Origin of the sequence: Nocardia farcinica (assembly GCF_001182745.1) — a bacterium.
Classification (GTDB): Bacteria; Actinomycetota; Actinomycetes; order Mycobacteriales; family Mycobacteriaceae; genus Nocardia; species Nocardia farcinica.
The window spans coordinates 3057103-3079809 of sequence record NZ_LN868938.1 but is presented as its reverse complement, the minus strand read 5'-3'; the positions used below and the strand labels follow the sequence as shown (position 1 = coordinate 3079809).

Genomic DNA, 22707 nt, shown 5'->3' with positions numbered 1-22707 from the left:
GGTGCCTGAATACGGATTGCCCGGCGTCGCCGCCGACCGGACCCGCGCGCGCACCCTCGGACTGGTGCTGGTGGCGCTGGTCGTGGTGGTCGCGCTGGTGACGGGTCTCTATCGCGGATTGCGCAGCGAGGACGGGCTGCGCATCACGCTGCGCACCGAGCAGATCGGCGACGGCGTCACCGAGGGCACCCAGGTGCGGGTGGACGGCGTGCTGGCCGGTGAGGTGACCGCGATCGCACCCGACGAGCGCGGCACCCAGCGCATCGACCTGCGCCTGGACGCCGACGCGCTGCCCGGCATCGACGACTCGCTGCGGCTGGACTACGCACCGGCCAACCTGTTCGGCATCAGCGAACTGGAACTGCTGCGCGGCCCCGGCGGTGCGCCGCTGCGGGCGGGCACCGTCGTCGACCTCACCGGCCCGCGGGCGGGCGACGTCTACGACGCCACCATGGGCGCGATCCTGCGCAGCCTCTCCCAGGTGGGCGAGACCGCGTTCTCCCCGCGCCTGGCCACCGTGATCGCGCAGATCTCCGCCGACGTGCAGGCCTTCACCCCGCTGGTGCAGGCGCTGATCACGGTGGCGCGCACCATCGCCGACCACCAGACCATGCCCGCCTCGGAACTGCTCGGCAATCTCGGCCCCGCCTTCGACGGCGGCGGCGAGTTCGCCGGCGCGACGATCCGGATCCTCGACCAGTTCCACGACATCCGCATCCTGCGCACCGACCAGGACCGCTACGACGTCGGGGTCGGCGCCCTGACCGGCTCGATCCTGCCCGGCCTGGCCACCACGGTCAGCACGGCCGGCGAGGAACTCGCCGAGGCCACCGACATGCTCGCGCCGATGCTGGCCGTGCTGGCGCAGATGGTGCCGCGCCCGGCGCAGTCCGGCGCCGAGCTGCGCGAACTGCTCGGCCGACTGCGTGCGGCGATGCCGGAGACCCCGGACGGCCCGGTGCTGAATCTCGAGGTCGAACTCGCGCACGTGCCCGGCCTGGCGGTCCCGCTGCTCGGAGGTGCCCGATGACGGTGCGTGCCGCCGCCTGGCGGCTCGGCCTGTTCGCCGCGGTGATGGCCGTGGTGCTCGCGCTGGTGCTGGCCGCGATCCAGCGCCCGGTCGCCGGGGACACCGAGACGCACGAGGCGCTGTTCACCGACGCCAACGGCCTGAAGGTCGGCGACGACGTGCGCATGTTCGGCGTGCAGGTCGGCAAGGTGGAGCGGATCGGCCTCGAGCAGTCGATGGCGAAGGTGCGGTTCACCGTCACCACCGCGACGCCGATCTACGACAACTCGCGCCTGGCCATCCGTTACCAGAACCTCACCGGCCAGCGCTACATCGACCTGCAGCAGGAACCGACGCCCGGGGTGCGGCTGGCCCCCGGCGCGGTCGTCGGCGCCGACCGGACGGTGCCGTCGTTCGACGTGACGAGCCTGTTCAACGGCCTGCAACCGGTGCTGGCCACGCTCTCCCCGGAGGCGGTCAACCAGTTCACCGAGAGCATGCTCGCGGTCATCGAGGGTGACGGCACCGGCCTCGGCCCGGCGATGGCGGCCATCGGGCAGCTCAGCGAATACGTCGGCGACCGGCAGCAAGTGATCGCCACGCTGGTGAAGAACATGTCCGAGCTGGCCGACAAGGTCGGCGGCCGGGTGCACCACCTGGTACCGCTGCTGGCCCGGCTCAGCGACATCTTCCAGGCGCTGCAGGCCAACATCGGCGGCCTGGCCGACTTCGCGATGAGCGCGCCCTCGGTGCTCGCGCCGCTGGACCGGTTGCTGGGCACGCTCGGCCTCGACCCGGACCGGGCCACCGACATCGACGCGCTGGTGCGCTCGCTGTTCCCGGATCCGCGGGAGGCCGTCGAGGTGTTCGGCCGGCTGCCCGGCCTGCTCCAAGCCGTCGACAACGCGCTGCCCCGCACCGTCGCGGGCTGGCAGCCCGAATGCGGCAACGGCCCCGCCGAGGTGCCCACCCCGCTGCGGGTGCTGATCGCCGGACAACAGGTGACGATATGCAAACGATGATCTCGCGCTGGTTCGGCGGCGACCGCCCGGTGCTCGACGACGCGGCCCGCACGCGCCGGGAGGTGCGGCTGGGCATCGTCGGTGTGCTGGCCGTGGTGCTCGGCGTGGTCGCCGCCGGGGTGCTGTACGCGGTGCCGCTGGGCAAGTCGACCTACACCGCGGAGCTGACCGAGGCGCAGTCGGTGAAGGTCGGCGACGACGTGCGCCTGGCCGGGGTCACCGTCGGCGCGGTGACGAGCCTGGAGCTGAAGCCGGACCGCGTGGTCATGCGGTTCACCGTCGACGACGACGTGTTCGTCGGCGACCAGACCTCGCTCGACATCCGCATGCTCACCCTGGTCGGCGGGCACTACGTGGCGCTGTTCCCGGCCGGGACCGAACCGCTGGGCGACGGCGTCATCCCGGCCGACCGGGTGCGCCTGCCCTACAGCCTGATGGAGACCTTCCAGGACGCCACCGCTCCGCTGCGCGAGGTGAACGGCGACACCCTGCGCCGCAACCTCGCCGAACTCGACCGCGCGGTCACCGACGCGCCGGAGACGCTGCGCACCACCCTCGACACCGTCGGCAGCTACGTCGACGCGATCGACCGGCAGCGCGCCCAGGTCTCCAACGCCATCGCCGTCGCCGACGAGTACGTCACCATGTACGACGGCGCCAAGAGCGATCTGCGCAGGCTGATGGAGAACGTCATCCTGCTCGAGGACGTGCTCATCGACAAGCGCGCCGAACTGCGCGAGGCGGTCGCGCTGCTGACCAGCGTGGTGCAGCGGGTCGCGGCCCTGGCCCCGGCCTGGGAGTCGTCGGTGCGGCCGCGCGCGGACCAGTTGTCCGCGGCGATCGGCCGGCTCACCGAGATGGGCGGCACGCTCGAACCCGTCATCGCCACCACCCGGGAACTCGGCGAGAAGCTGCGCACCCTGGTGATTCCGGAGGAGGGCCTGGTGATCGATCAGTCCGCGCAGACCGTGCCCGTGCCCGCGGGCCTCGAACTGCCGGATGTGTGCGTGCCGGTGCCGGGGAGGCAGTGCTGATGGTCAAGCGTCTGCTGGGCAGTCAGGCCTTCATGTCGGTGGCCGGTGTGGTGGTGATCGCGGTGGTGGCCGTGGTCGGTTACGTGCTCGCCTTCGAGCCGTTGCGGCGCACCGAGAGCTATTGCGCGATCATGCCCGACAGCATCGGTCTCTACGAGGGCAACCAGGTGACCATGCGCGGCATCGTGGTCGGCAGTGTCACCTCGGTGCGCAACCAGGGCAGCGGTGTGCGGGTGGATTTCGAGGTCGACGCCGACCATCCGGTCTACGCCGACGCCTCCGCGACCACCGTCTCCGACACCGTCGTCGCCGACCGGGAGCTGGCCGTCCTCGCCTCGGGCACGACCACCGAGCCCTGGGACAGCGGCGCGTGCATCACCCGCACGCTGACACCGAAGAGCCTCACCGAGACACTCACCGCCTTGGCGCAGCTCTCCGACGAACTCGTCGGCGCCGATCCGGCACAGCAGAATTCGCTGGCCGCCGGGCTGGCGTCGCTGGATCGCGCCACCGCCGACACCGGCCCGCAGATCAACGAGCTGATCCACAAGCTCGGCTCCGCGTTGAAATCGCCGGACGCCGACATCGCCCATCTGGCAGGCATCTTCGACGCGTTCTCCTCGGTGTCGAAGAAGGTCAACCAGTACTGGGGCGACCTGGAGACCATGCTGGTGCGGGTGGGGCCGGTGCTCGACCAGGCCACCGACGACCTGCTGGTGCCCGGCGCGCAGTTGTTCGACGCCTTGCGCGAGGTGCTGCCGATGCTCGACGACCTGACCGCCCTGTTCGGGACGGAGATCCTCGGGCTGCTCGACCGCACGGTGCCGCTGCTGAAACTGTTGCGCGCCAACGTCGGATCGCTGCGCGACATCGTGCTCACCACCCCGGTGCTGGCCTCGGCGTTCCGCACCGCCGCCGATCCCGAGACCGGCGCGAGCGGGCTGACCTACGCCCCGCCCCGGGTGGCGCTCCCGCAACCGGCCGCCGAACAGGTCTGCGCCGCGGTCGAGGCGATCGCCCCCGGCCGGTGTGCGGGCGCCGAGAACGGCCTGGTGCGGGTGGATCTGGTGTCCCTGGTACTCGGAACGGTGGGTGCGCGATGAGAGTCCCGGCCGGACGTGTCCTGCGCCGCCTGTTCCTGGCGCCGCTGCTGACCGGCACGATCGCGCTCGCGGGGTGCGCGTTCGACCCGTCGGCGGTGCCGGTGCCGGGCAACTCGGTGCCCGGACCGACCTATGCGCTCGACATCGAATTCGCCAACGTGCTCAACCTGCCCGCGCGGGCGAAGGTGATCGCCAACGGCGCCCAGGTCGGCACCGTCGAGCAGGTGACCGTGGTGCCCGCCGACCAGGCGCCGCCCGGTCGCGGCGGGTACGTGGTGGTGCGCACCGCGATCTCCGCATCGGTGCGGCTGCCCACCGCGACCATCGCCGAACTGCGGCAGAACACCGTGCTCGGCGACATCCACATCGCGCTGACCACCCCGCCGGACGGGTTCGGCGAGCTGCTCGCCCCCGGCGCCACCATCGGCCTCGACCACACCCGTCCACCCGTGCAGCTCGAGGACACGATGGCCGCGATGGCGTTGTTCGTGCAGGGCGGCGCGGTGAACCAGTTGCAGGACATCGTGCACCGGATCAACGCGGTCATGCCGCAGGATCCCCGCGAGACCGCCCGGATCGCCGGTGTGCTCGGCGCCGACGCCGCCGACCTGGCCGCCAACCTCGACCAGGTGGATCTGCTGCTCTACGGCCTGGCCACCAATGCCGAAGTGCTGCACGAGATCCGGCCCGAGCTCGACAACATCCTCAGTGCCGCCTCGGTGGAGCGGATGAACGCCAACGCCGCCTCCATCGCCGGGGTCACCGAGATCTTCGACGGTCTCGGCCCGGTCGGCCAGTCGCTGTCCTGGCTGGCACCGTTGGCGCGCTCCGGCGACGCCGCGGCCACCGCGTTCGCGCCGCTGGTCACCGGCGGCCCGCTGGATCTGGGCAGGCCGGGCAATCTGGCGCTGCTGGTCGCGCTGTTGCGGGACAAGATCATCCCGTTCGCCGAGCGCGGGCCGAAGGTGAATGTCACCGGGGTACGGGTGGAGGGCAGTCCCGTCGCCGAGGACGAGCAGGTCGAACAGATCGTCCGGACACTGCGCATGATCGGAGCGGTGCGATGAAGGCGGGTTCGCTGGCCTCGCTGGGCGGTATCGCCGCCATCATGATCCTGGGTGCGGCCTACCTGGCCTTCGGTGTGGTGCGGGTGGACCCGTTCGCCGAACACACCGAGGCCACCATGGTGCTGCGCAATTCCGGCGGCCTGGGGGTCGGCTCCCCGATCCTGCTTACCGGAATCGAGGTCGGCGAGGTCACCGCGGTGCGGGCGACCGACGCCGGGGTCGAGGTGGGCTTCCGCGTGGACGGCGACCACCGGCTGCCGGTGGACAGCGTGGTGACCATCGAGCATCTGTCCGCGCTCGGCGAGCCCTACGTGCAGTTCGTGCCCAAGGCCGCGGGCGGGCCCTACCTGCGCGACGGTCAGCGCCTGGACACCTCCGACGTGCGCACCCCGATGTCGGTGGCCGAGGTGGCCCGGCTGGTCACCAAGACCATGAACCAGCTCGACCCGACCGTGGTCGGCTCGCTGGTCGAAACGGTGAGCACCGCGCTCACCGGCACCGAGGCGGTGGTGCCGGAGCTGGCCCGGTCCGGCGACCTGCTGGCGGCCACCATCATGGCCAGGCAGCCCCGGATCGCCGAGCTGCTCACCAGCTTCCAGCTCGCCGCGGCCGACATCGACTGGGCGGGCCCGGCCACCTCCGCGGGCGCGCCCGCCCTGGTCCGATTCGGGCAGGCCCTGGACGAACTCGTCGAGGCGGTCGGCCGGGCCATGCTCACCGAAGGCAGCCCGCAGCGGTATCTGGAGGACGACGGCCTGGTGCCGTTCCTGGAACGGCTCACCGCCTGGCTGCGCGAGGCGGGTCCGGAGATCCGCGCGCTGCTGCCCGGCCTGCAACCCCTCACCGGCGCCGTCGCCGAGGCGGGCCCGCAACTGGACCTGAGCGCACTGATCGAGCAGGCGCTCGCGGGCACCGCCGAGGACGCGGTGAAGGTACGGGTCGCGGTGCGCTGACGCGGTGTGCGCGATGGTCGGACGCCGCGCCACCGCCGACCGGGCCGGGCGTGGTGCCGGCGGAAGCGACGGCCCGGCAACGGTTCCGGGTTAGCGTGATCGGCATGGCTGGTCAGGATGCGCCGGGTGCGGTGCGGCGCGAGTTCGAGGCGCTCTGCGGCGTCGCGGTGTGCGGAGTGCTGGTGCCGGGGATCTGGCGGGCCGTGGACATGCGCGACACCGACCCGTCCGGGGAGCGGCTCGACGGCGTGCGGCAGGTGCTCGCGGTGTCGCTCGACGGTCGCTTCCTGGCGATGCTCGCGTTCCTGTTCGGCCTGGGCTGTGCCCGCGCGATGGACGCCGCGGTCCGGCGCGGGCAGCGGCCCCACGCGGTGCTGCTGCGCGGGCTGCTGGTTCTGAGCGTGCTCGGCGCGATCGAGCTGTGGTACCGGCCGGGGGCGGTGCTGCTGCCGCTGGCCGTCGCGGGCGCGGTGGTGCTGGCGCCCGCCGCCCTGTTGCCGCGCGGCGCGGTGCTCGCTCTGGGGCTCGGGGTGACGGTCGCGGTCGCCCTGACCCTGGGCGGCGATCTGGCGCCGGTGCCCGGCCTGCTGCTGCTCGGCCTCGCGGCCCAGCGCTACCGCCTGCTCGAGCGGGCTGTCGAGCGTCCCGCCTGGCTGGTCGCGGTCTTCCTGCTCGCCGTCCCCGCGGCGGTCGCGACGGCCGTATGGCAGTGGCGCACACCGTATCTGGAGCTCTGGAGCAGCCCGAGCGGCCCGGTCGCCGCGCTCGCCGGTGCCCTGGCCTACCTCACCGGGCTCCTGCTGCTGCTGCGGACCGAGACCGGCGCGCTGCTGACCGAGCTGCTGGCGCCGCTGGGCCGGATGGCGCTGACGGCCTCGCTGAGTGCCACCCCGCTGATCCTGCTCGCCGAGCCGCAGCTGCGGCTGACCGACTCGACCCGCTACGGCGCCGTGGTGGTCCTGGCGGCGGGCATTCTCGCCGGGCAGATCTTCTGCAGCCACCTGTGGTTGCGGTGGCTGTGCGACGGGCCGCTGGAGTGGGTGACACGCAGCGTCGCCCGGTGGGCGCCGGCCCCGGTGCTGCGTCGGCGAGAGAGTGCGACGGCATCTCTCGGATTGCCGCGCCATTGAGAACCTTCCGGTCCCGACATCGTCGCCGTGCCGGATTTTCTCGTTTAGGGGCATTTCCTTCTCGCTGGTGGCCGTTTGGGCGCCCGATTCCCGGGAATAGCCGACATGTCAGAACATTTCAGCGAAGCGGGATTGTCATGTTCATAGTTCTGGGACTTCTCGTCCTGATCGCCGCGGTCGTCGTCGGGGTGTCGATCGCCGCAGCCGACCTGGATCGGATGCGCGCACCGGCGGGCGATTTCGAGATCTTCGGCTCTCTGTTCACCCCCACCGTGGGGGAGGTCTTCGGTGTCGGCATTCTCGTCGGCGCCGCGGGCATGCTCGGCCTGCTGCTCCTGTCGACCGGTGTGTGGCGTAGCGCCCGCCGCGGCAGCGAAGCGCGCCGGGAACTTCGTCGTTCGCGCCGGGAGGTCGCGGCCGCGCGCCGCGCCGCCCCCGCACCACAGGCGCCGGCCGGCGCACCACCCGCCCCGCCGCAGACCGGCGGGCCGATGTGGAGCGCCAACCGATTCCTGCGCAGGCCACCGGGCTCCGGTCCAGCCAAGGCGTGAACGACGTTTCAGTCGAGAGACGACTGATGAGGAAAGGGTAAGACCGTGATCATTCTCGGATTGATTCTGCTGATCGTCGGCTGGTTGCTCGGCATCAACCTGCTCGTCACCGCGGGCATCGTGGTGTTGCTGGTCGGCGCGGTGCTCTGGATCGCCGGCTCGGTGGGCCGTCCCGTCGGCGGCCGCAGGCACTATTACTGACCTACCGCCCGGGTGACCCGAGATCGGCTCACCCGAAATCGGCGGTGACCCGCGATCGGCCGGGTGGCGAATTCGCCACCCGGCCGATTCAGCGTACCGGGCGGAATTCGGCCGCGCGCCGGGCGCGCTGCCGGAATTCCGCGGCCGCCCCGTCGAGCAGATCACACACCCGCGCCGGCTCCACCGGCGCGAAATCCCGGTACCAGTGCCCGATGGAATGGAACATCTCCGGCGTCTCCAGGCACACCACGTGGTCGGCGACCGCGGCCAGCGCCCGGATGCTGCGCACCGAACCCACCGGCACCGCCAGCACCGTGCGCAGGGCACCCCGGGCGCGGGCGGTGGCCAGCGCGGCGCGGGCCGTCGCACCGGTGGCGACACCGTCGTCGACGATCACCACGGTGCGGCCGTGCAGATCCAGCCGTTCGGCGCCGCCGCGCAGGCGCAGCGCGGTGCGGGCCAGTTCGGCGCGCTCGTTGGTCTCCACCTGGGCGCGGCCGGAATCGGAGACGAACGCCCGCACCAGGATCTTGTCGTCGACGACACGCACGCCGTCTTCGCCCAGCGCGCCGAACACCAGCTCCGGCTGGTAGGGCACCCGCAGTTTGCGTACCACCGCCACGTCCAGCGGCGCACCGAGCGCGGCCGCCACCTCGTAGGCGACCGGCACACCGCCGCGGGGCACACCGAGAACCACGGTGTCGGCAGTGTGGAACCCGCGCACTCTCTCGACCAGACGCCGGCCCGCTTCCCGGCGGTCAAGAAAAGGCATGCTCGTCCTCCTGAATAGGGACTTCGCAGGATTCGAGCCACGCACATCGGGACTCGCAGAGTCGAACCGAAGTCTACGCCGCGGCGACCGTCGACGGCCCGTCGTCGGAAAGAAAGGTGCCCGACACCGGCGTGTCAGATTCCGGCGACGTCGGCGATCTGCCCGATGCAGTAGGTGATGGTCATCGCCAGCGCGCCACCGACCACCACCCGGACCACCGCGCGCAGCCGGTTGCTGCCGCCCAGGCGCGCGCTGATCGAGCCGGTGAGGGCCAGCGCGACGAGCACGGCGGCGAAGGTCACCGGGATACGGGCGGTGACCGGGGGCAGCAGGATCGCCAGCAGCGGCAGCAGCGCGCCGAGGGTGAACGAGACCGCCGACGAGGCCGCGGCCTGCCACGGATTGGTGAGCGCGCCCGGATCGAGCCCGAGTTCGGCCTCGGCGTGCGCGGTGAAGGCGTCGTGCGCGGTGAGCTCCTCGGCGACCGTGCGGGCGGTGGCCGGGGACAGCCCCTTGGCCTCGTAGATGTCGGCCAACTCGCGCAGCTCGTCCGCGGGGTCCTCGCGCAGTTCCCGGCGCTCCTTGGCCAGCAACGCCTCCTCGGAGTCGCGCTGCGTGCTGACCGAGACGTACTCGCCGACCGCCATCGAGATGGCGCCCGCGGACACCCCGGCGATGCCCGCGGTGAAGATCGCGGACTGCGCGGTGGTCGCCGCGGCGACGCCGACCACGAGTCCGGCCGTGGAGACGATGCCGTCGTTGGCGCCGAGCACCGCGGCGCGCAGCCAGTTCAGCCGAGTCGACAACCCTCGGGAGTGCGGTTCGTGGTGGGAGATGCGCTCGTCCGAGTCCGCCATGCCCGAACCATACCGCCGGGGGCGGGTCAGGCGCCGACGGCGGCCAGCAGCATCGGCAGCGCGTTGCCCAGCTGCCGCTGCCAGGCGGGCCAGTCGTGCCCGTCGGTGGGCACATAGCGTTCGTCCACCTGGGCGCCCACCGCGCGCAAGCGGTCGGCGAAGCGGTAGTTCTGTTCGTAGACCGTCGATTCCACGGTGCCGGTGCGCCCGTAGGAGACGAACAGCGGGATGCCGATCAGGTCGGCGGCGCGGCTGTAGGGGTTGTTCTCCTGCCAGATCGCCCGCTGCGCCGGAACGGCGTGATCGCCCCACACGCGCTTCCAGTCGGCGCCGCAGCCGAGACCGGGCAGGTCCGGGCCGCCGGGTGCGCCGGACTCGCGCAACGGGTCGACGTTGCCGCTGAACGAGGCCGCGGCGCGGAACATGCCCGGGTACTCCGCGGCGAACTTCATCGCACCGAGCCCGCCCATGGAATTGCCCGCGACGGCCCGGGTGGTGTTGGCCCGGTAGCGCGATTCCAGCAGCCCGCGCACGTCCTCGAGCAGGTACTTCTCCCAGGCGGGCGGGCCGTAGGCGCCGTAGTTCCACCAATCGGAATAGGCGCTGCACCAACTGGTCTCGGGGAGGACGAAGATGGCCTCACGACCGGCGGTGAGTGCTTCCAGCCCGCCCTTGTCGGTCCAGGACTTGTGATCGTCGAAGCCGCCGTGCAGCACCCACACCGTCGGCCAGGTGCGGTTCGCGGTCGGCGACCAGCCCGGCGGCACCACCAGCCGCACCACCTTCACCGACCAGTCGGGCCCCTCCAGATGCGGTGAGGACACCCCGATGTCGAGGATCCGGTCGCTGACCCGGGTCTCCCAGCGCACGATCGGCGCGGCGTGGGCCTGCGGCGCGAGGAGTGCGGGGACAGCGATGCCCGCCAGCGCGGTGAGTACCACGACGAGGACTCTGCTCAGACCGGACATCGAGATGTTCCTTCCGATTCGACCTGTGCTCGAACGGTAGAACAGCGCGGGCGACGCCGACCGCGGCTCCGAGGGAATGTGTCGTGCGTCACCATTCTCGAATTCGCCGGTGCGCCTGCGCTTTCCGGTGTTCGGCGCGTCGGCGGCACGGACCGCGCGGTCGGTCGTCGATTCGTTGATCGGCCGCCCTGCTGGCATGCTGGCCCGCATGATCACACTGCGTTACCCGGGAACACGACTGCTGGCCGGATTGGCGGCGGGCGCGCTGCTGCTGGCCGGCTGCGGCGGCAACGACGAGACCACGCCGAGTTCGGCGCCGCCGAGCACCCCGCGTGACCAGCTGCTGCTGAGCATCGACGAATTCCCCGAGGGCGCCGAGAAGGTCGACCTCCCGCAGGACCGGCTGCAGGACGCGGTCGCGGACATGACCGGCATGCAGCAGAATTCGACCGTCACCCCGGCCGAGTGCGGGCAGACCCAGCAGGACCTCAGCACCGCCACCAGCGAGCTGCTCGCCGATTCCGCCGTCATCGCCGCCAACGACAACAAGGCCGGTCTGATGTACATGGAGTTCGTCGCGGGCCGCGCCGGTGAGCCTGCCCGCGTGCGCGAGGTCAACGCGCAATGTCCCGAGGTGACCGTCACCTCGACCGTGGAGGGCAAGGAGATCACCACCGTCGGCCGGGTGGAGAACCTCACCGTGCCCGCGGGGGTGAACGCGAACGACGCGGTGGCCTTCAAGGCCGTGAGCACCTCGACCGTCGGCAGCGGCAAGCCGCTGACGACCACCGCGTATCAGGGCATGGCCGTGGTGCGCGGCACCACGGTCGTGGTGCGGGTGGGTGCGTTGCAGGACAGCGTCGACCAGGCCGTGTTCGACCAGCTCTTCCGCGACGCCGTGCGCAAGGTGGAAAAGGCCGCCTGACGACCGGGTTCACGCGGGTGCGCCCAGCCCGGCGCGGCGCACCTGGGTCGGCGTGCGGCCCCACCAGCGGCGGCAGCAGCGGGTGAGGGTGGCCTGTTCGGCCAGCCCGAGCAGCGAGGCCACCTGCGCCAGCGGCATGGTCGTGGTGGTGAGGTAGCGGCGGGCCTGCTGGCGGCGCACGTCGTCGAGGATCGCGGCGAAGCCGGTGCCCTCGGCGGCGAGACTGCGTTGCAGGGTGCGCGGATGCACGGCGAGCAGGCGGGCGACCACACCGATCTCGGGCGGGGTGGTGCCGAGCAGTTGCTGCACCGCCGCGCGCACCTTCGGCGCGGTCGCCGCCCCGGTCTCGGTGGCCTGCTCGGCGAGGAAGGCCAGCGCCAGCCGGTGCAGGTTCTCGTCACCGCCGGAGAGCGGCCGGTCGGCGAGTTCGGCGGGCACCCGCAGCAGCGCCGCGGGTCTGCCGGTGCGCACCGGCGCGCCGAAGAACTCCTCGTAGGCCGCAGGCGGCGCGCTCGGGCGATAGGGCAGTTCCACCGACCGCAGGCCGTAACGCGGCGCGACCAGGCGCTGGATGGCGCGGTGCACGAACCCCAGTCCCAGATCCGTGCCCTGCACCGGCGTCGGCAGGCCGGGGCGCACACCGTAGCGCAGCGCCAGCACGCCGCGTTCGCCGTGCGGATCGGGTTCGATCTCGAGGCTCAGCGACCGCGCGTGCACGAACAGGTAGCGCGAGGTGCATTCGAGCACGTGGGCCAGGGTGGGGGAGTTGCGGATCGCCAGCGCCAGCGGGCCGAGCATGTCCAGATCCTGGCGCCGCGCGATGCGCAGGCCGAGATCGGGGCGGTCCAGCCGATGCGCGGCCAGTTCCAGCACCGCCGCCACGGCCTGGTCGGGGACCAGCAGGTCGTCGGCGTCGAGCGCGGCCACCGGCAGGCCGACGGCCGCGGCGAACTCCTCGGCGTCGCCCCCGAGTTCGGCCACCGTGGCGCGGAAACCCCGCAGGCCCGCGGATCGAATCACCGACATGTCGTCGAGAATCAAATACTTGTCGCGCGAAGTCAAGAAGAGGGGCGTGGCGATCGGGGAGACTGGTAGCCATGACCCAGACTGAGCCGACCGTGGAACACCTCGACGTCGTGATCGTCGGAGCCGGGCTGTCCGGCATCGGCGCGGCCTACCGGCTGCAGACCGAATGCCCGGGCAAGAGCTACGCCGTCCTCGAGGCGCGCGAGGCGCTCGGCGGCACCTGGGATCTGTTCCGCTACCCGGGCATCCGCTCGGATTCGGACATGTTCACCCTCGGCTACCCGTTCAAGCCGTGGCGCGACGCCAAGTCCATCGCCGACGGGCCGTCCATCCTGCGCTACATCCGGGAGACGGCGCAGGAGTTCGGCATCGACCGTCACATCCGCTACCGCACCCGGGTGGTCTCCGCCGACTGGTCGCGCGAGCAGGCGCATTGGCGCCTCACCCTCGCCGTGCGCGAGGCCGACGGCACGGTCGTCGAGCGGCGGCTGACCTGCGGCTTCCTCTACGCCTGCGCCGGTTACTACGACTACGACCGCGGCCACGACCCCGAGTTCCCCGGCGCGGCGGAATTCACCGGCCGCATCGTGCACCCGCAGTTCTGGCCGGCGGACCTCGACTACGCGGGCAAGCGCGTGGTCGTCATCGGCAGCGGCGCCACCGCCGTCACACTCGTGCCCTCGATGGCCGAGCAGGCCGAGTCGGTGACCATGTTGCAGCGCAGCCCCACCTGGATCAGCGCCGTGCCCGGCCGCGACAAGCGCGCCGACAAACTCCGCGAACTGCTCCCGCCCGACCTGGCGCACCGGCTGATCCGCACCAAGAACATCCTGTTCAACATCGCCTTCTACCAGTACTGCCGTCGCCGCCCGCAGTCCGCGCGCAAGCTGCTCACCGGGCTCACCACCCGGATCCTGAAGGACGAGCAGGCCGTCGCCGAGCACTTCACCCCCAACTACGACCCGTGGGACCAGCGGCTGTGCGCCGCACCCGACGCTGACTTCTTCAAGGCGATGAAGAAGGGCAAGGCGCAGGTGGTGACCGACCACATCGACGCGTTCGTGCCCGAGGGGATCCGGCTGAAGTCCGGGCGGGTGCTCGAGGCCGACATCATCGTCACGGCCACCGGCCTGCGCCTGCTCGCCTTCGGCGGCATCACCCCGCACATCGACGGTGTCCCGGTGCCGCTGGCCGAACAGTTCGTCTGGCAGGGCGCGATGCTGACCGGCGTCCCGAACTTCGCCGTCTGCATCGGCTACACCAACGCCTCCTGGACGCTGCGCGCCGACCTGACCTCCCGGCTGGTGTGCAAGGTGCTGCGGTACATGGACCGCAACGGCTACGCCGCCGTGGTACCGCGCCCGCAGGGCGAATTGAGCGAGCGCCCGCTGCTGGACCTGGCCTCCGGCTACATCCAGCGCTCGATCGGCGAGTTCCCGCGCCAGGGCGACCGGCATCCGTGGAAGGTGCGGCAGAACTATCTGGTGGACTCGGCGACCACGCTGCGCACCGATCTCGGCAAGACGCTCGCGCCGGTCCCCGCCGGTCGCGGGGCCTCGGCGGTGGCCGCCGCCGGCTGAGGATCGCCCAGCCCGAGCGGGTCAGCGGCCGGAGGCGGTAGCGCAGCGTCACCACGGAGGCCGCCCCGCTCGGGGACGGACGGGCACAGGGCGTCGATCGCGACCGCCCGCAGGTGATCGACGGAACCGATGAGCGCCGCCGCGTCGGCGAGCGCCACGGCGTGCCGGGCCCGCGCCCGCGCCACCGCCGTGTCGCCGTCGAGCATCGCCGCCAGCGCCAGCCGGGCCAGCGCGCGCACCCGCAGCCGGGCCGCGTCCATCCGGTCGGCCAGCACCAGCGCCCGGCGCAGCCCCCGGCCACCGGTGTCGGTGTCGCCGCGCAGGACATGCGCGGTGCCGAAGGACAGTTCCAGGTAGTAGTCGAGCGGGGTGTGGCCGGTCGGTTCGGGGCGGCGCGCGATGCGCAGGGCGCGCAGCGTGTCGCGGGTGCCGGTGCCGGTGGCGTGCTCGATCGCCACCGCGGCCGCCAGGGCGGCGAGGACGCGCTCGTCGACGACGCGGGAGGCGCGCGGCGGGCCCGGCGGCGGCACCGGCTCGCCGCGGACCAGGGCGTCGGCGGTGTGCAGCAGGGCGAGGAACGGGTCGTCCAGCACCCAGGCGCGCGCGGACTCCAAGCGGCCGAACAGGATCGGGCCCGCCCCGTCGAGCACCAGGCGGACCGCGTGCTCGCGCAGGAACGCCACCAGCTCCGGCCGGCCCGGCACCGACAGCACGTGCGTCAGCGCGTCCGCGCCCCGGCAGGCCGCCCGGTGCGCCCCCGGCATCCGATCCGGCTGTGACCTGCGCACCTCCCCGACGAGCTCGGCGCGCAGCAGCGGGGGATAGGAGTAGCGCACCACGCCCTCGCGCACCCGGCGGCGCAGCGGGAAATCCCGGCGCTCCAGCTCCTCCACCGCCGACGCCGCCCCGTCACCGGCGAGTTCCTCGGCCAGCTCCATCGTGAAGTCGGCGGGCAGGCAGGTGGCGGCGAGGAAGGCGCGCAGCCGTGAGGCGAGACCGCCGAGTACCTCCTCGGCCAGGAAGTCGGCCACCGGCCGCGGAGCGTGTTCGAGCATTCCGAGCGCCGCGTCGCGGTAGTCGCGATGCGTGTCGACGTACTCGGCGGCCAGGTGAACGAGGGCGGGCCAGCCGCCGGTGAGGCGATGCACGGCGGTCAGCTCGGCGGCGCTGAGCGCGACACCGTGGCGGTCGAAGACGGCGGCGGTGCGCGCGGCGTCCAAACGCAGGTCGGCCGCGGTGATCCGGGTCAGCCTGCCGGTCGCCGCCCACCGGTGCCACGGCAGCGGCGGGGTGTGCCGGGCGGTGAGCACCGTGGTGGTGGCGGGGGCGGCGGTGTGCAGGAACCGCGCGAGGCAGGCCAGCGCGCGGGGGTCGGTGAGATGGTGGGCGTCGTCGAGGACCAGCAGGGTGTCGGCGGTGCGAGTCCGGTTCTCACCGCGGGCGTTTCGCGGGGCGGGCCGCCTGCGCCGCCGGGCGTCGGCGGGATGCGGGGCAGCCGCCGGGTCGGTCGACGGCGTGCCCGTAGCCGCCGGATGCTCCGGCTGGGCGGGCGCTCGACGGACCGCGTCCTCGCGCGGTGTCGCCGCGGTGGCCGGCGTGTCCAGGGCCGCGGCCAGTGCGGTGGGATCGTTCAGCGCCGGGGTCAGGGTCAACCGGGCGACTCGCGTTCCCGGACGGGCGAATTCGGCACACCCCTGAGCGAAGGCGGTCTTCCCGCTGCCCGCCGGGCCGACCACCAGGATGATCGGTGCCGCACTCGCCGCGATCGCGCGGTCGAACCGGGCCAGCAGCGCGGGCGAGAACAGCGGACGGCCGGTCGGCTCCGGATGCGGGGCGGCCGGTCGATCGGGGATGGGACGTGCGGAGTCCACGGTGCCTCCTCGAAGCTGTGCCCGCGGGCGAGACGAACGGGATGCCCCCCATATACCGACCGAGCGGCATGATCAACGCTATGCACCGGCGCGGCGCGGCGGTTCACCCGAAACGGGTGAGCTCCCGGAGGCTGTGTTGGATTTCGCCTGTGCGGGGCGGCCTGCGTGGTGACGCTGCGCTGCCGCCTCCGGCCGCTGACCCGCTCAGGCTGTGTCGGATTCGCCTGTGCGGGGCGGCCTGCGTGGTGATGCTGCGCTGCCGCCTCCGGCCGCTGACCGCTCAGGCGGGGGCGGCCGTGGGGCGCGGTGTCGTGTCGCTCGCTAGGACCGCCTGTTCGACCTCGGCCAAGGCGGTGCGGATCATCGCGCCGTAGGTGTCGTCGCCGAGTTCGGACAGGCGGGTGCGAGCGGCGGCGAGTTCGCGCAGGGCGGCGTCGAAGGCGCCCAGCCTGCGGTAGTCGTCGGCGAGGTTGAGGTGCAGGGACGGGTAGAAGCCCGCGACCGTGAGCCCGGGGTGGTGTGCCTGCGCGCGCTCGTCGGTAAGGCAGTCGGCCGCGTCGAGGGCACGCACGTTCCAGACCAAGGCCTGGGCCGCATCCGGTTGCAGGTCGGCGAGGTGGTGGGCGAGCGTGCAGCGGTGCAGGGGATCGCCGTGCGGACCGAGCGTGCGCCACAGGTCGGTGAGCGCGGTGCGGGCGGCGTCGCGATCGCCCGCCCGGCCGCGCTCCACGGCATCGATGATGGCGGTCATGACGGTGTCGGTCACGGGTTCTCCTGGATCGGTTCGGGTCTCGGGCGGTTCGGTGTCAGTGAGCCGGATCGACGGGCATCACCAGGGTGGTGAGGTCGCCGTCGGTGGCCGAACGCAGGACCACCGGCTGGTCGGGGGCGGTGAGGTCGAGCATCAACTCCGGTCCGAGCGCGTCCTCGACGGCCGGGCGCAGCACGCGCGGGTCGAAGGCCGGCCGCAGCGGCGCCCCGGTCACCGTCGCGGGCAGGGTGACCGGAACCGGACCGCCCAGCGCCACGCCGGCCCCGGCGACGACCAGCGGCACGGTCGCGGTCGCCGCTTCCAGCGCGGCCAGCAGCGGTGCGCGGCCGAGCAGCACCCGCGTGCGCGCCGGGCCCAGGCCGGCGAGCACGGCGCGGTAGTCGGGGAATTCGGCCGCGATTCCGGGCAGCCGCCGGGAAACCGCGCCGGTCACGATCCGCACGCCACCCTCGTCCTCGGCGAGGACGAGCTCGCCCGGCGCCTCCGCGACCGCGGCGGTGAGCACCCCCGCCTCGACCACCGCCGACCACGATCGCTCGACGCCGCGGCGGGGAGCCACCGACCGGGTGGAGAGCCGGTACCGGTCCGTCGCCGTCACCGTCACCCCGGTGTCGTCGACCTCGAGCAGCACGCCGGCCAGGACCGGAAACTCCGGATCGACCACCGCCGCGCGCACCACCTGCCGCACGGCGCGGGCGAACCCGGCGGCGTCGACGGTGACGCCGCCGCGGGCCGCCAGCACCTGCCGCACCTCCCCGGCCACCGCGGCGGCCGCCGCGGCGCGACGGGCCAGCTCGGCCACGTGCCGGTCGAGCACCTCCCCGGCGCGTGCGGCACCGGCGTCGAGAACCTCGGCCACTTCCGGCAACGGCAACTCGATGCCGCGCAGGCGCCGGATCAGCACCGCCCGCGCGCACTGCTCGGGGGTGTAGTAGCGGTACCCGGTCACCTCGTCGACCACGGCGGGCGCCAGCAACCCGCAGTCGCCGTAGAACCGCAGCGCACTGGCGGTGAGCCCGCTGGCCCGCGCCACCGCGCCGATCGTCAGCAACCCCTGGTCGCGCGTCTCCGTCACGCGGCCATCATGGAGTCTCGACAGACCTGAAGGTCAAGCACGCGCCGCTCAGCGCCGGTGGGTGCGACCGTGCGGCTCGGCGCAGTGCGGGGCGGTGGCGGGCGCGGCGGCGTGGTCGATCTGCAGGGTGGTGTGCGCGAGCGCGAATTCGCCGAGCAGCGTGTTCTCGATGGCCTGGCGGACACCGTGGCAGTCGGCCCGGTCGTCGACGAGGACGTGTGCCGAGAGCGAGGGCTCGCCCGAGGTGATGGTCCAGACGTGCAGGTCGTGCACCTCGGTGACGTCGGGCACGGCGCAGATACGGGCGCCGATGGCGTCGGGGTCCAGGTGCGCGGGCGCCGCCTCGAGGAAGATCCGCCCGGATTCGCGCACCAGCGACCAGCCCGCCTTGACCATCAGCGCCGCGACGATCAACGCGGCGACGGCGTCGGCGCGCGGGTACCCGGCCAGCCAGACGACCGCGCCCGCGACGGCGGTGCCGATGAAGGCGTACATGTCGTTGAGGATGTGCTGAAAGGCGCCTTCGACGTTGAGGCTGGTGCGGTTGGCGTGACTGATGCACCATGCCGCGGCGATGTTGACCGCGATACCGGCCAGCGCGGTGATCAGCACCAGCGGGCCCGCCACGTCCGGGGGCTCGATGAGGCGGTGGATGCCCTCGTAGCAGAAGTAGGCCGCGAGCAGCAGCAGGGTGATGCCGTTGGCCTGGGCGGAGAGGATCTCGGCGCGCTTGTAGCCGTAGGTGTAGGCGCCCGCGGCGGGACGGCGGGACAGCCGGATCGCGACGAGTGCCAGCACGATCGCGGCGGCGTCGGTGAGCATGTGCGCGGCATCGGTGATCAGCGCCAGCGATTGGGCGATGATGCCGACGACCACCTCGACGGCCATGAATCCCACGATCAGCGCGAGGGCGATGCTCAGCCAGCGCGGATCGGACTCGGCCGTCACACCGTGGTCGTGGCCGGCGTGGTCGTGGCCGGTGTGAGCGTGGGCGGTCCGAGCGTGGGCGGTGTCATCGTTTCGCTGCCCACCGGTGCGGCGGCCGCCGTGCTCGTGGCCGTGCTCGTGGCCGCCGGGCGTCGGCGCCATCCGCTGTGCGCCGCTGGAGCCGCACTGTTCTCCCATGCCGAGGTCGTCCCTTCCGTCTCGCGCCGGTCCCGATCGAACGCCGGTCCGATCGAACGCCGGTCCGATCGAATACAGTCGTGATCAACTGAGCTCAGCCTAACTTCTTGACATGCGAATGTCTGCATCCATCTTCGGCAATTCTCCGCGGCACGGCGCGGGCGCATGTCACCGCGGCGGATTACCATCCGTGAGCACCGGGCGGTTCGCGCGCCGGTGCGGATCGTCGCGGCGATCCAGTCGTGGCAGAGGGGATTTCGATGGACAGGCCGTCCTGGGCGCCCGAGGGCGTCGACATGAATCAGGCCAGTCCGGCACGCATGTACGACGCGTTGCTCGGCGGCTCGCACAACTTCGAGGTGGACCGGATGGCCGCCGAGATGGGCAAGCGGCTGGTGCCCGATCTGCCCCGGCTGGCGCTGAGCAACCGCGCCTTCCTGCGCCGTGCGGTCCGCTTCCTCGTCGACGCGGGCATCACCCAGTTCGTCGACATCGGCTCGGGCATCCCCACCGTGGGCAACGTGCACGAGGTCGCGCAGAGCCTCGACCCGCGCGTCCGGGTGCTCTACATCGACATCGATCCGGTCGCCGTCGCGCATGCCCGCTCGATCCTGGGTGACAACGACAACGCCGATGCCGTCGAAGCCGATCTGCGCAAGCCCGAGGACCTGCTGGCCCGGGTACGCGAATCCGGTCTCATCGATCTCGACCAGCCGGTGGGGCTGCTGCTGATCGCGGTGCTGCACCTGCTGGCCGACGACGACCGTCCGGCCGAGCGGGTCGCCGCCCTGCGAAACGCGGTCGTCCCCGGCTCGTACGTGGCGATCTCGCATCTCACCTCGGAGTTGCGCCCCGACGACGCCGCCGCGCTGGGCGCCAGCGCCGCCGACTCGAGCAAGGTGGGCATCCACTTCCGGCCCGCCGCGGCCATCGCCGGTATGTTCGACGGATGGGCGCTGGTGGAACCAGGGGTCGTCGAACTGCCGTTGTGGCGGCCCGAATCCGACCGCGACCGGCACGAGGCGCCGGGCCGCTCGCTCGGCCTGGCAGGAGTGGGCCGCAAGGCCTGACAACGCGCCGAGGGAGGGGGTAGCGGCCGGTGGGCTTGCGTGAGCTGTCGTTACGGTGGGCCGACGCGCTGGACGGCGTCGTGGCCCCCGCGCTCACGCGTACCGAGATCGAGGCGATGCTCGCCGACCTCGCCGAACTGCTGGTCGGCGCGATCCGCGGCCGGGACGAACCCGACGCCGCCCAGGGCGCGGCGGTGATGCTGGTGGCGGCCAATTATCGCGATCCGCTGGCCGTCAGCCGTACCGTGCGGGTGATCTGCACCGACATGGTCGAGGATTGCTGCGCCCGCGAGGATCCGGAGTTCGAACGGTGCCGTGCCAGGGCGGTCGACGTCGCCGCCGAGTTCGCCGCGGGCTTCACCGGTGCGCTGCGCGCGGTCGCGCTGGCCGAGCAGGAGACCACGCTGGGCGCCGCGCTGGCGGCCGCGCAGGAGGCCGAGGCCAGGCGGCAGCTCTCGGAAGCCCGGTTCGAGGCGGTGTTCGCGGGCGCGTCGGTGGGCATCGGCACCATCGATGTGCACGGCCGGGTGCTCGAGGTCAACGCCGCCTTCGCGGAAATGCTCGGCCTGCCGCAGGAGCGGATGCCGGGCCGGTCGGTGGCCGAGCTGATGGGCCCGGCCAATCTCGGCGAGGCGTTCGTGCAGATGCAACGGATGCTGGCCGACGAGATCCGCCGCTTCCGCATCGAGACCCACTACATGCGCCCCGACGGCGAGGTCTCGGTGATCGACCTGTCGATGTCGGCGGTGCGCGATGCCGACGGGCAGGTCCGCTTTCTCATCGGGGTCGCCGTCGACGTCACCGAGCGCAAGCAGCTGGCCGACCGGCTCTGGCACGACGCCAACCACGACAGCCTCACCGGGCTGCCGAACCGGGTGCTGTTCTTCGACCGGCTCGCCGCCGCGCAGGCCCCGATCGGCATCTGCTACCTGGACCTGGACGGCTTCAAGGAGATCAACGACCGTTGGGGCCACAGCGTCGGCGACAGCGTGCTGCACGACGTGGCCCGCCGCCTCAGCGCGGCGGTCGAATCGTGGGGCCTGCCCGCGCGTATCGGCGGCGACGAGTTCATCGTCCTGGTGGAGCGCTGCGAGGGTCGCGAGCAGTTGGACCTGCTCACCCGGCGGCTGCACGCGGCGCTGCTCGACCCGCTCGACGTGCTGGGCCAGCCGGTGCGGGTGAGCGCCAGTATCGGCGCGGTGTTCAGCCGGGAGCGGCCCGCGGAGGTCGACGAACTCATGCGGGCCGCGGACGCCGCCATGTACCGGGACAAGCACGCGGCGCCCCGGCCGGGCCGCCGCGGCTGAGTGTCAGTTCCAGGCCAGGCCGTCCTCGCGGCGGAACTGCGGGTGCTCCTCGGCGCGGGTCCACCGGCCCCAGGTGGCCTGGCCCTCGTCGTCGCGGCGGATCGGGCTCACCCAGGCGCGTCGGGGCAGCTGCCCGCCGCTGCACGGGCCGTGCGTCACCAGCGGAACCTGCCGCGCGACCAGGTAGCAGTCGCCGTCGGCGCCCGCGCGGGGCAGATATTCGCACAGTTGCTCGGCGGCGTCGGGCAGGCTGGCCGAGGCCACGACGCCGGGGCGCGGGGTGGGTCCGTCGGCCTCGACCACCACGGCCGAGACGGTCCACATGCTGTTGCCGGGCAGCCGCGCGGCCGGGCCGTCGGGTTCGCCCGCACACCGCTGGGACAGGTCGGTGGTGTCCGTCGCCTCGGCCGCGTACGCACTCTCGATCATCTCGCACCTCCGGTGGGACGTGGGCGGGCGCGCTGTGCGGGGTCGAACAACGCACCTCCCGACGTCGATGGATGAGAACAGCCGGTCACAGGTCGGGACATCGTGTGCCCGAAGCCAATTCGAATTGAAAGGAGAACTGGCCTGCAAATCAGTGTATAGCGAACGGCTACTTCTCGCCGCTGCAATCATCCGAGGCGTACGGCCACCGCGGGGAGTCTTTCGATCATCGCGATCGTGAAATCCGCCAGCAGGTCGATCAATCCCTCGCGGTCCACGTCGAGCCCGCCGTCCAGCCAGACCAGCACCAGCTCCGCCGCGCCGCCGGTGATCAACTGCGAGGTGGCGGCCACCGCGGCGTCCTGGCCCTCGGGCAGATCCAGCACCACGCGGGTCTGTTCGATGATGGTGGCCGCCACCGTGCGCATGCTCGCGAACCGCGAACGCATCAGCGCTTCGCTGCCGAAGGCCTGCGCGAAGACGATGTGGGCGCGGCGCGGATCGTCGGTGAGGTCGGTGATGAGCGCGGCCACCCCCGCCCTGATCCGCTGGGCGGGCGTGCCGGCGGTGACCGCGATCGCGGTGCGGGCGCTGTCCAGGGCGGAATTCTGCACCTCGAGCTGTAGCGCGATGGCGAGCGCGTCGAGATCGGGGAAGGCTTCGTAGAAGAAACGCGGGCCCACTTTGGCCTGCTCGCAGACGCCGCGGACGGTCAGCGCGGACAGGCCGTTGGTGCCGACGATGTCGAGCGCGGCGTCCAGCAGGCGCCTGCGCCGGTCCTCGCGCCGCTCGGCGGTGGAGGCGCCGCGATACGTGCCGGTCGTTGCGCGGGTCATCGAGACAGCTTTTCACAGCACGAATCG

At 72.3% G+C, this 22707-nt stretch carries 23 protein-coding genes; 13 read left to right on the top strand and 10 right to left on the bottom strand.

All coding sequences use genetic code 11. The features are described 5' to 3' along the window. Window position 1 precedes the first annotated feature (1 nt). From AMO33_RS14670 to AMO33_RS32090, 9 genes are all read left to right on the top strand, one after another. Window positions 2–1030, top strand: a complete 1029-nt coding sequence (locus tag AMO33_RS14670) for an MlaD family protein (RefSeq protein ID WP_060592971.1) — start codon at window positions 2–4, stop codon at window positions 1028–1030. Beyond that, on the top strand, window positions 1027–2031 hold the full coding sequence (locus AMO33_RS14665; RefSeq protein ID WP_011207646.1) for an MlaD family protein: 1005 nt from the start codon (window positions 1027–1029) through the stop codon (window positions 2029–2031). The genes AMO33_RS14670 and AMO33_RS14665 overlap by 4 nt, the downstream gene beginning before the upstream one ends. Continuing rightward, window positions 2019–3065 (top strand): MlaD family protein, encoded by a 1047-nt coding sequence (locus tag AMO33_RS14660; RefSeq protein WP_060592970.1) that lies wholly within the window; start codon window positions 2019–2021, stop codon window positions 3063–3065. Before AMO33_RS14665 ends, AMO33_RS14660 begins: the two co-directional genes overlap by 13 nt. Beyond that, entirely contained in the window at window positions 3065–4168 is a 1104-nt protein-coding gene (locus AMO33_RS14655; RefSeq protein ID WP_060593502.1) for an MlaD family protein, read from the top strand. Before AMO33_RS14660 ends, AMO33_RS14655 begins: the two co-directional genes overlap by 1 nt. Further along, window positions 4165–5235, top strand: a complete 1071-nt coding sequence (locus tag AMO33_RS14650; protein WP_060592969.1) for an MlaD family protein — start codon at window positions 4165–4167, stop codon at window positions 5233–5235. The genes AMO33_RS14655 and AMO33_RS14650 overlap by 4 nt, the downstream gene beginning before the upstream one ends. After that, window positions 5232–6188 carry an MlaD family protein gene (locus AMO33_RS14645; protein WP_011207650.1) on the top strand — a complete coding sequence of 319 codons (957 nt, stop codon included), beginning with the start codon at window positions 5232–5234 and terminating at the stop codon, window positions 6186–6188. The genes AMO33_RS14650 and AMO33_RS14645 overlap by 4 nt, the downstream gene beginning before the upstream one ends. A 104-nt stretch (window positions 6189–6292) precedes the next feature. Beyond that, the gene (locus AMO33_RS14640) at window positions 6293–7318 is read left to right on the top strand and encodes a DUF418 domain-containing protein (protein WP_139337516.1); all 1026 of its coding nucleotides are present in this window, start codon (window positions 6293–6295) and stop codon (window positions 7316–7318) included. Between the two features lie 137 nt (window positions 7319–7455). Continuing rightward, window positions 7456–7869: a hypothetical protein gene (locus AMO33_RS14635; RefSeq protein WP_011207652.1), complete on the top strand. Its 414-nt coding sequence runs from the start codon at window positions 7456–7458 to the stop codon at window positions 7867–7869. A 45-nt stretch (window positions 7870–7914) separates the two neighbouring features. Further along, window positions 7915–8070, top strand: a complete 156-nt coding sequence (locus tag AMO33_RS32090) for a DUF6131 family protein (protein ID WP_011207653.1) — start codon at window positions 7915–7917, stop codon at window positions 8068–8070. 88 nt (window positions 8071–8158) lie between these two features. On the opposite strand, the gene AMO33_RS14630 is transcribed toward AMO33_RS32090, so the two are convergent. The 3 genes from AMO33_RS14630 to AMO33_RS14620 all read right to left on the bottom strand — a co-directional run bounded on the left by AMO33_RS14630 (window position 8159) and on the right by AMO33_RS14620 (window position 10667). Next, complete coding sequence (locus tag AMO33_RS14630) at window positions 8159–8842, bottom strand: phosphoribosyltransferase (protein ID WP_060592967.1); 684 nt, start codon at window positions 8840–8842, stop codon at window positions 8159–8161. A gap of 134 nt (window positions 8843–8976) precedes the next feature. Next, complete coding sequence (locus AMO33_RS14625) at window positions 8977–9699, bottom strand: VIT1/CCC1 transporter family protein (RefSeq protein ID WP_060592966.1); 723 nt, start codon at window positions 9697–9699, stop codon at window positions 8977–8979. A 26-nt stretch (window positions 9700–9725) separates the two neighbouring features. Next, on the bottom strand, window positions 9726–10667 hold the full coding sequence (locus AMO33_RS14620) for an alpha/beta hydrolase (protein ID WP_060592965.1): 942 nt from the start codon (window positions 10665–10667) through the stop codon (window positions 9726–9728). Window positions 10668–10875: 208 nt separating this feature from the next. Here AMO33_RS14620 and AMO33_RS14615 point away from each other — a divergent pair, with 208 nt between their 5' ends. Beyond that, window positions 10876–11592, top strand: coding sequence for a hypothetical protein (locus AMO33_RS14615; protein WP_139337515.1), 717 nt, complete (start codon window positions 10876–10878; stop codon window positions 11590–11592). A 9-nt stretch (window positions 11593–11601) separates the two neighbouring features. Here AMO33_RS14615 and AMO33_RS14610 read toward each other — a convergent pair whose 3' ends face one another. Continuing rightward, window positions 11602–12618 carry an AraC family transcriptional regulator gene (locus AMO33_RS14610; protein ID WP_060593501.1) on the bottom strand — a complete coding sequence of 339 codons (1017 nt, stop codon included), beginning with the start codon at window positions 12616–12618 and terminating at the stop codon, window positions 11602–11604. Window positions 12619–12689: 71 nt separating this feature from the next. On the opposite strand from AMO33_RS14610, the gene AMO33_RS14605 reads away from it, so the two are divergent. Beyond that, window positions 12690–14198: a flavin-containing monooxygenase gene (locus tag AMO33_RS14605; protein ID WP_060592963.1), complete on the top strand. Its 1509-nt coding sequence runs from the start codon at window positions 12690–12692 to the stop codon at window positions 14196–14198. Here the strand turns inward: AMO33_RS14605 and AMO33_RS14600 are convergent. The 4 genes from AMO33_RS14600 to AMO33_RS14585 all read right to left on the bottom strand — a co-directional run bounded on the left by AMO33_RS14600 (window position 14096) and on the right by AMO33_RS14585 (window position 18864). After that, window positions 14096–16069, bottom strand: a complete 1974-nt coding sequence (locus tag AMO33_RS14600; RefSeq protein ID WP_060592962.1) for an AAA family ATPase — start codon at window positions 16067–16069, stop codon at window positions 14096–14098. The two genes, AMO33_RS14605 and AMO33_RS14600, sit on opposite strands and share 103 nt — an antisense overlap. A 280-nt stretch (window positions 16070–16349) precedes the next feature. Then, a complete protein-coding gene (locus tag AMO33_RS14595; RefSeq protein ID WP_240327531.1) occupies window positions 16350–16835 on the bottom strand; it encodes a hypothetical protein in 486 nt (161 codons plus the stop codon). A gap of 40 nt (window positions 16836–16875) precedes the next feature. Further along, window positions 16876–17916 (bottom strand): DNA polymerase III subunit beta family protein, encoded by a 1041-nt coding sequence (locus AMO33_RS14590; RefSeq protein ID WP_060592961.1) that lies wholly within the window; start codon window positions 17914–17916, stop codon window positions 16876–16878. Between the two features lie 48 nt (window positions 17917–17964). After that, entirely contained in the window at window positions 17965–18864 is a 900-nt protein-coding gene (locus AMO33_RS14585; RefSeq protein WP_041560715.1) for a cation diffusion facilitator family transporter, read from the bottom strand. Between the two features lie 437 nt (window positions 18865–19301). On the opposite strand from AMO33_RS14585, the gene AMO33_RS14575 reads away from it, so the two are divergent. Together AMO33_RS14575 and AMO33_RS14570 are read left to right on the top strand one after the other, a co-directional pair. Beyond that, the gene (locus AMO33_RS14575; protein ID WP_060592959.1) at window positions 19302–20111 is read left to right on the top strand and encodes an SAM-dependent methyltransferase; all 810 of its coding nucleotides are present in this window, start codon (window positions 19302–19304) and stop codon (window positions 20109–20111) included. Window positions 20112–20140: 29 nt separating this feature from the next. Then, window positions 20141–21418, top strand: coding sequence for a sensor domain-containing diguanylate cyclase (locus AMO33_RS14570; RefSeq protein WP_060592958.1), 1278 nt, complete (start codon window positions 20141–20143; stop codon window positions 21416–21418). A gap of 3 nt (window positions 21419–21421) precedes the next feature. Here AMO33_RS14570 and AMO33_RS14565 read toward each other — a convergent pair whose 3' ends face one another. Both AMO33_RS14565 and AMO33_RS14560 read right to left on the bottom strand, forming a co-directional pair. After that, on the bottom strand, window positions 21422–21847 hold the full coding sequence (locus AMO33_RS14565) for a hypothetical protein (protein WP_011207666.1): 426 nt from the start codon (window positions 21845–21847) through the stop codon (window positions 21422–21424). Window positions 21848–22032: 185 nt separating this feature from the next. Further along, complete coding sequence (locus AMO33_RS14560) at window positions 22033–22680, bottom strand: TetR/AcrR family transcriptional regulator (RefSeq protein WP_011207667.1); 648 nt, start codon at window positions 22678–22680, stop codon at window positions 22033–22035. Between the last annotated feature and the right edge of the window lie 27 nt (window positions 22681–22707).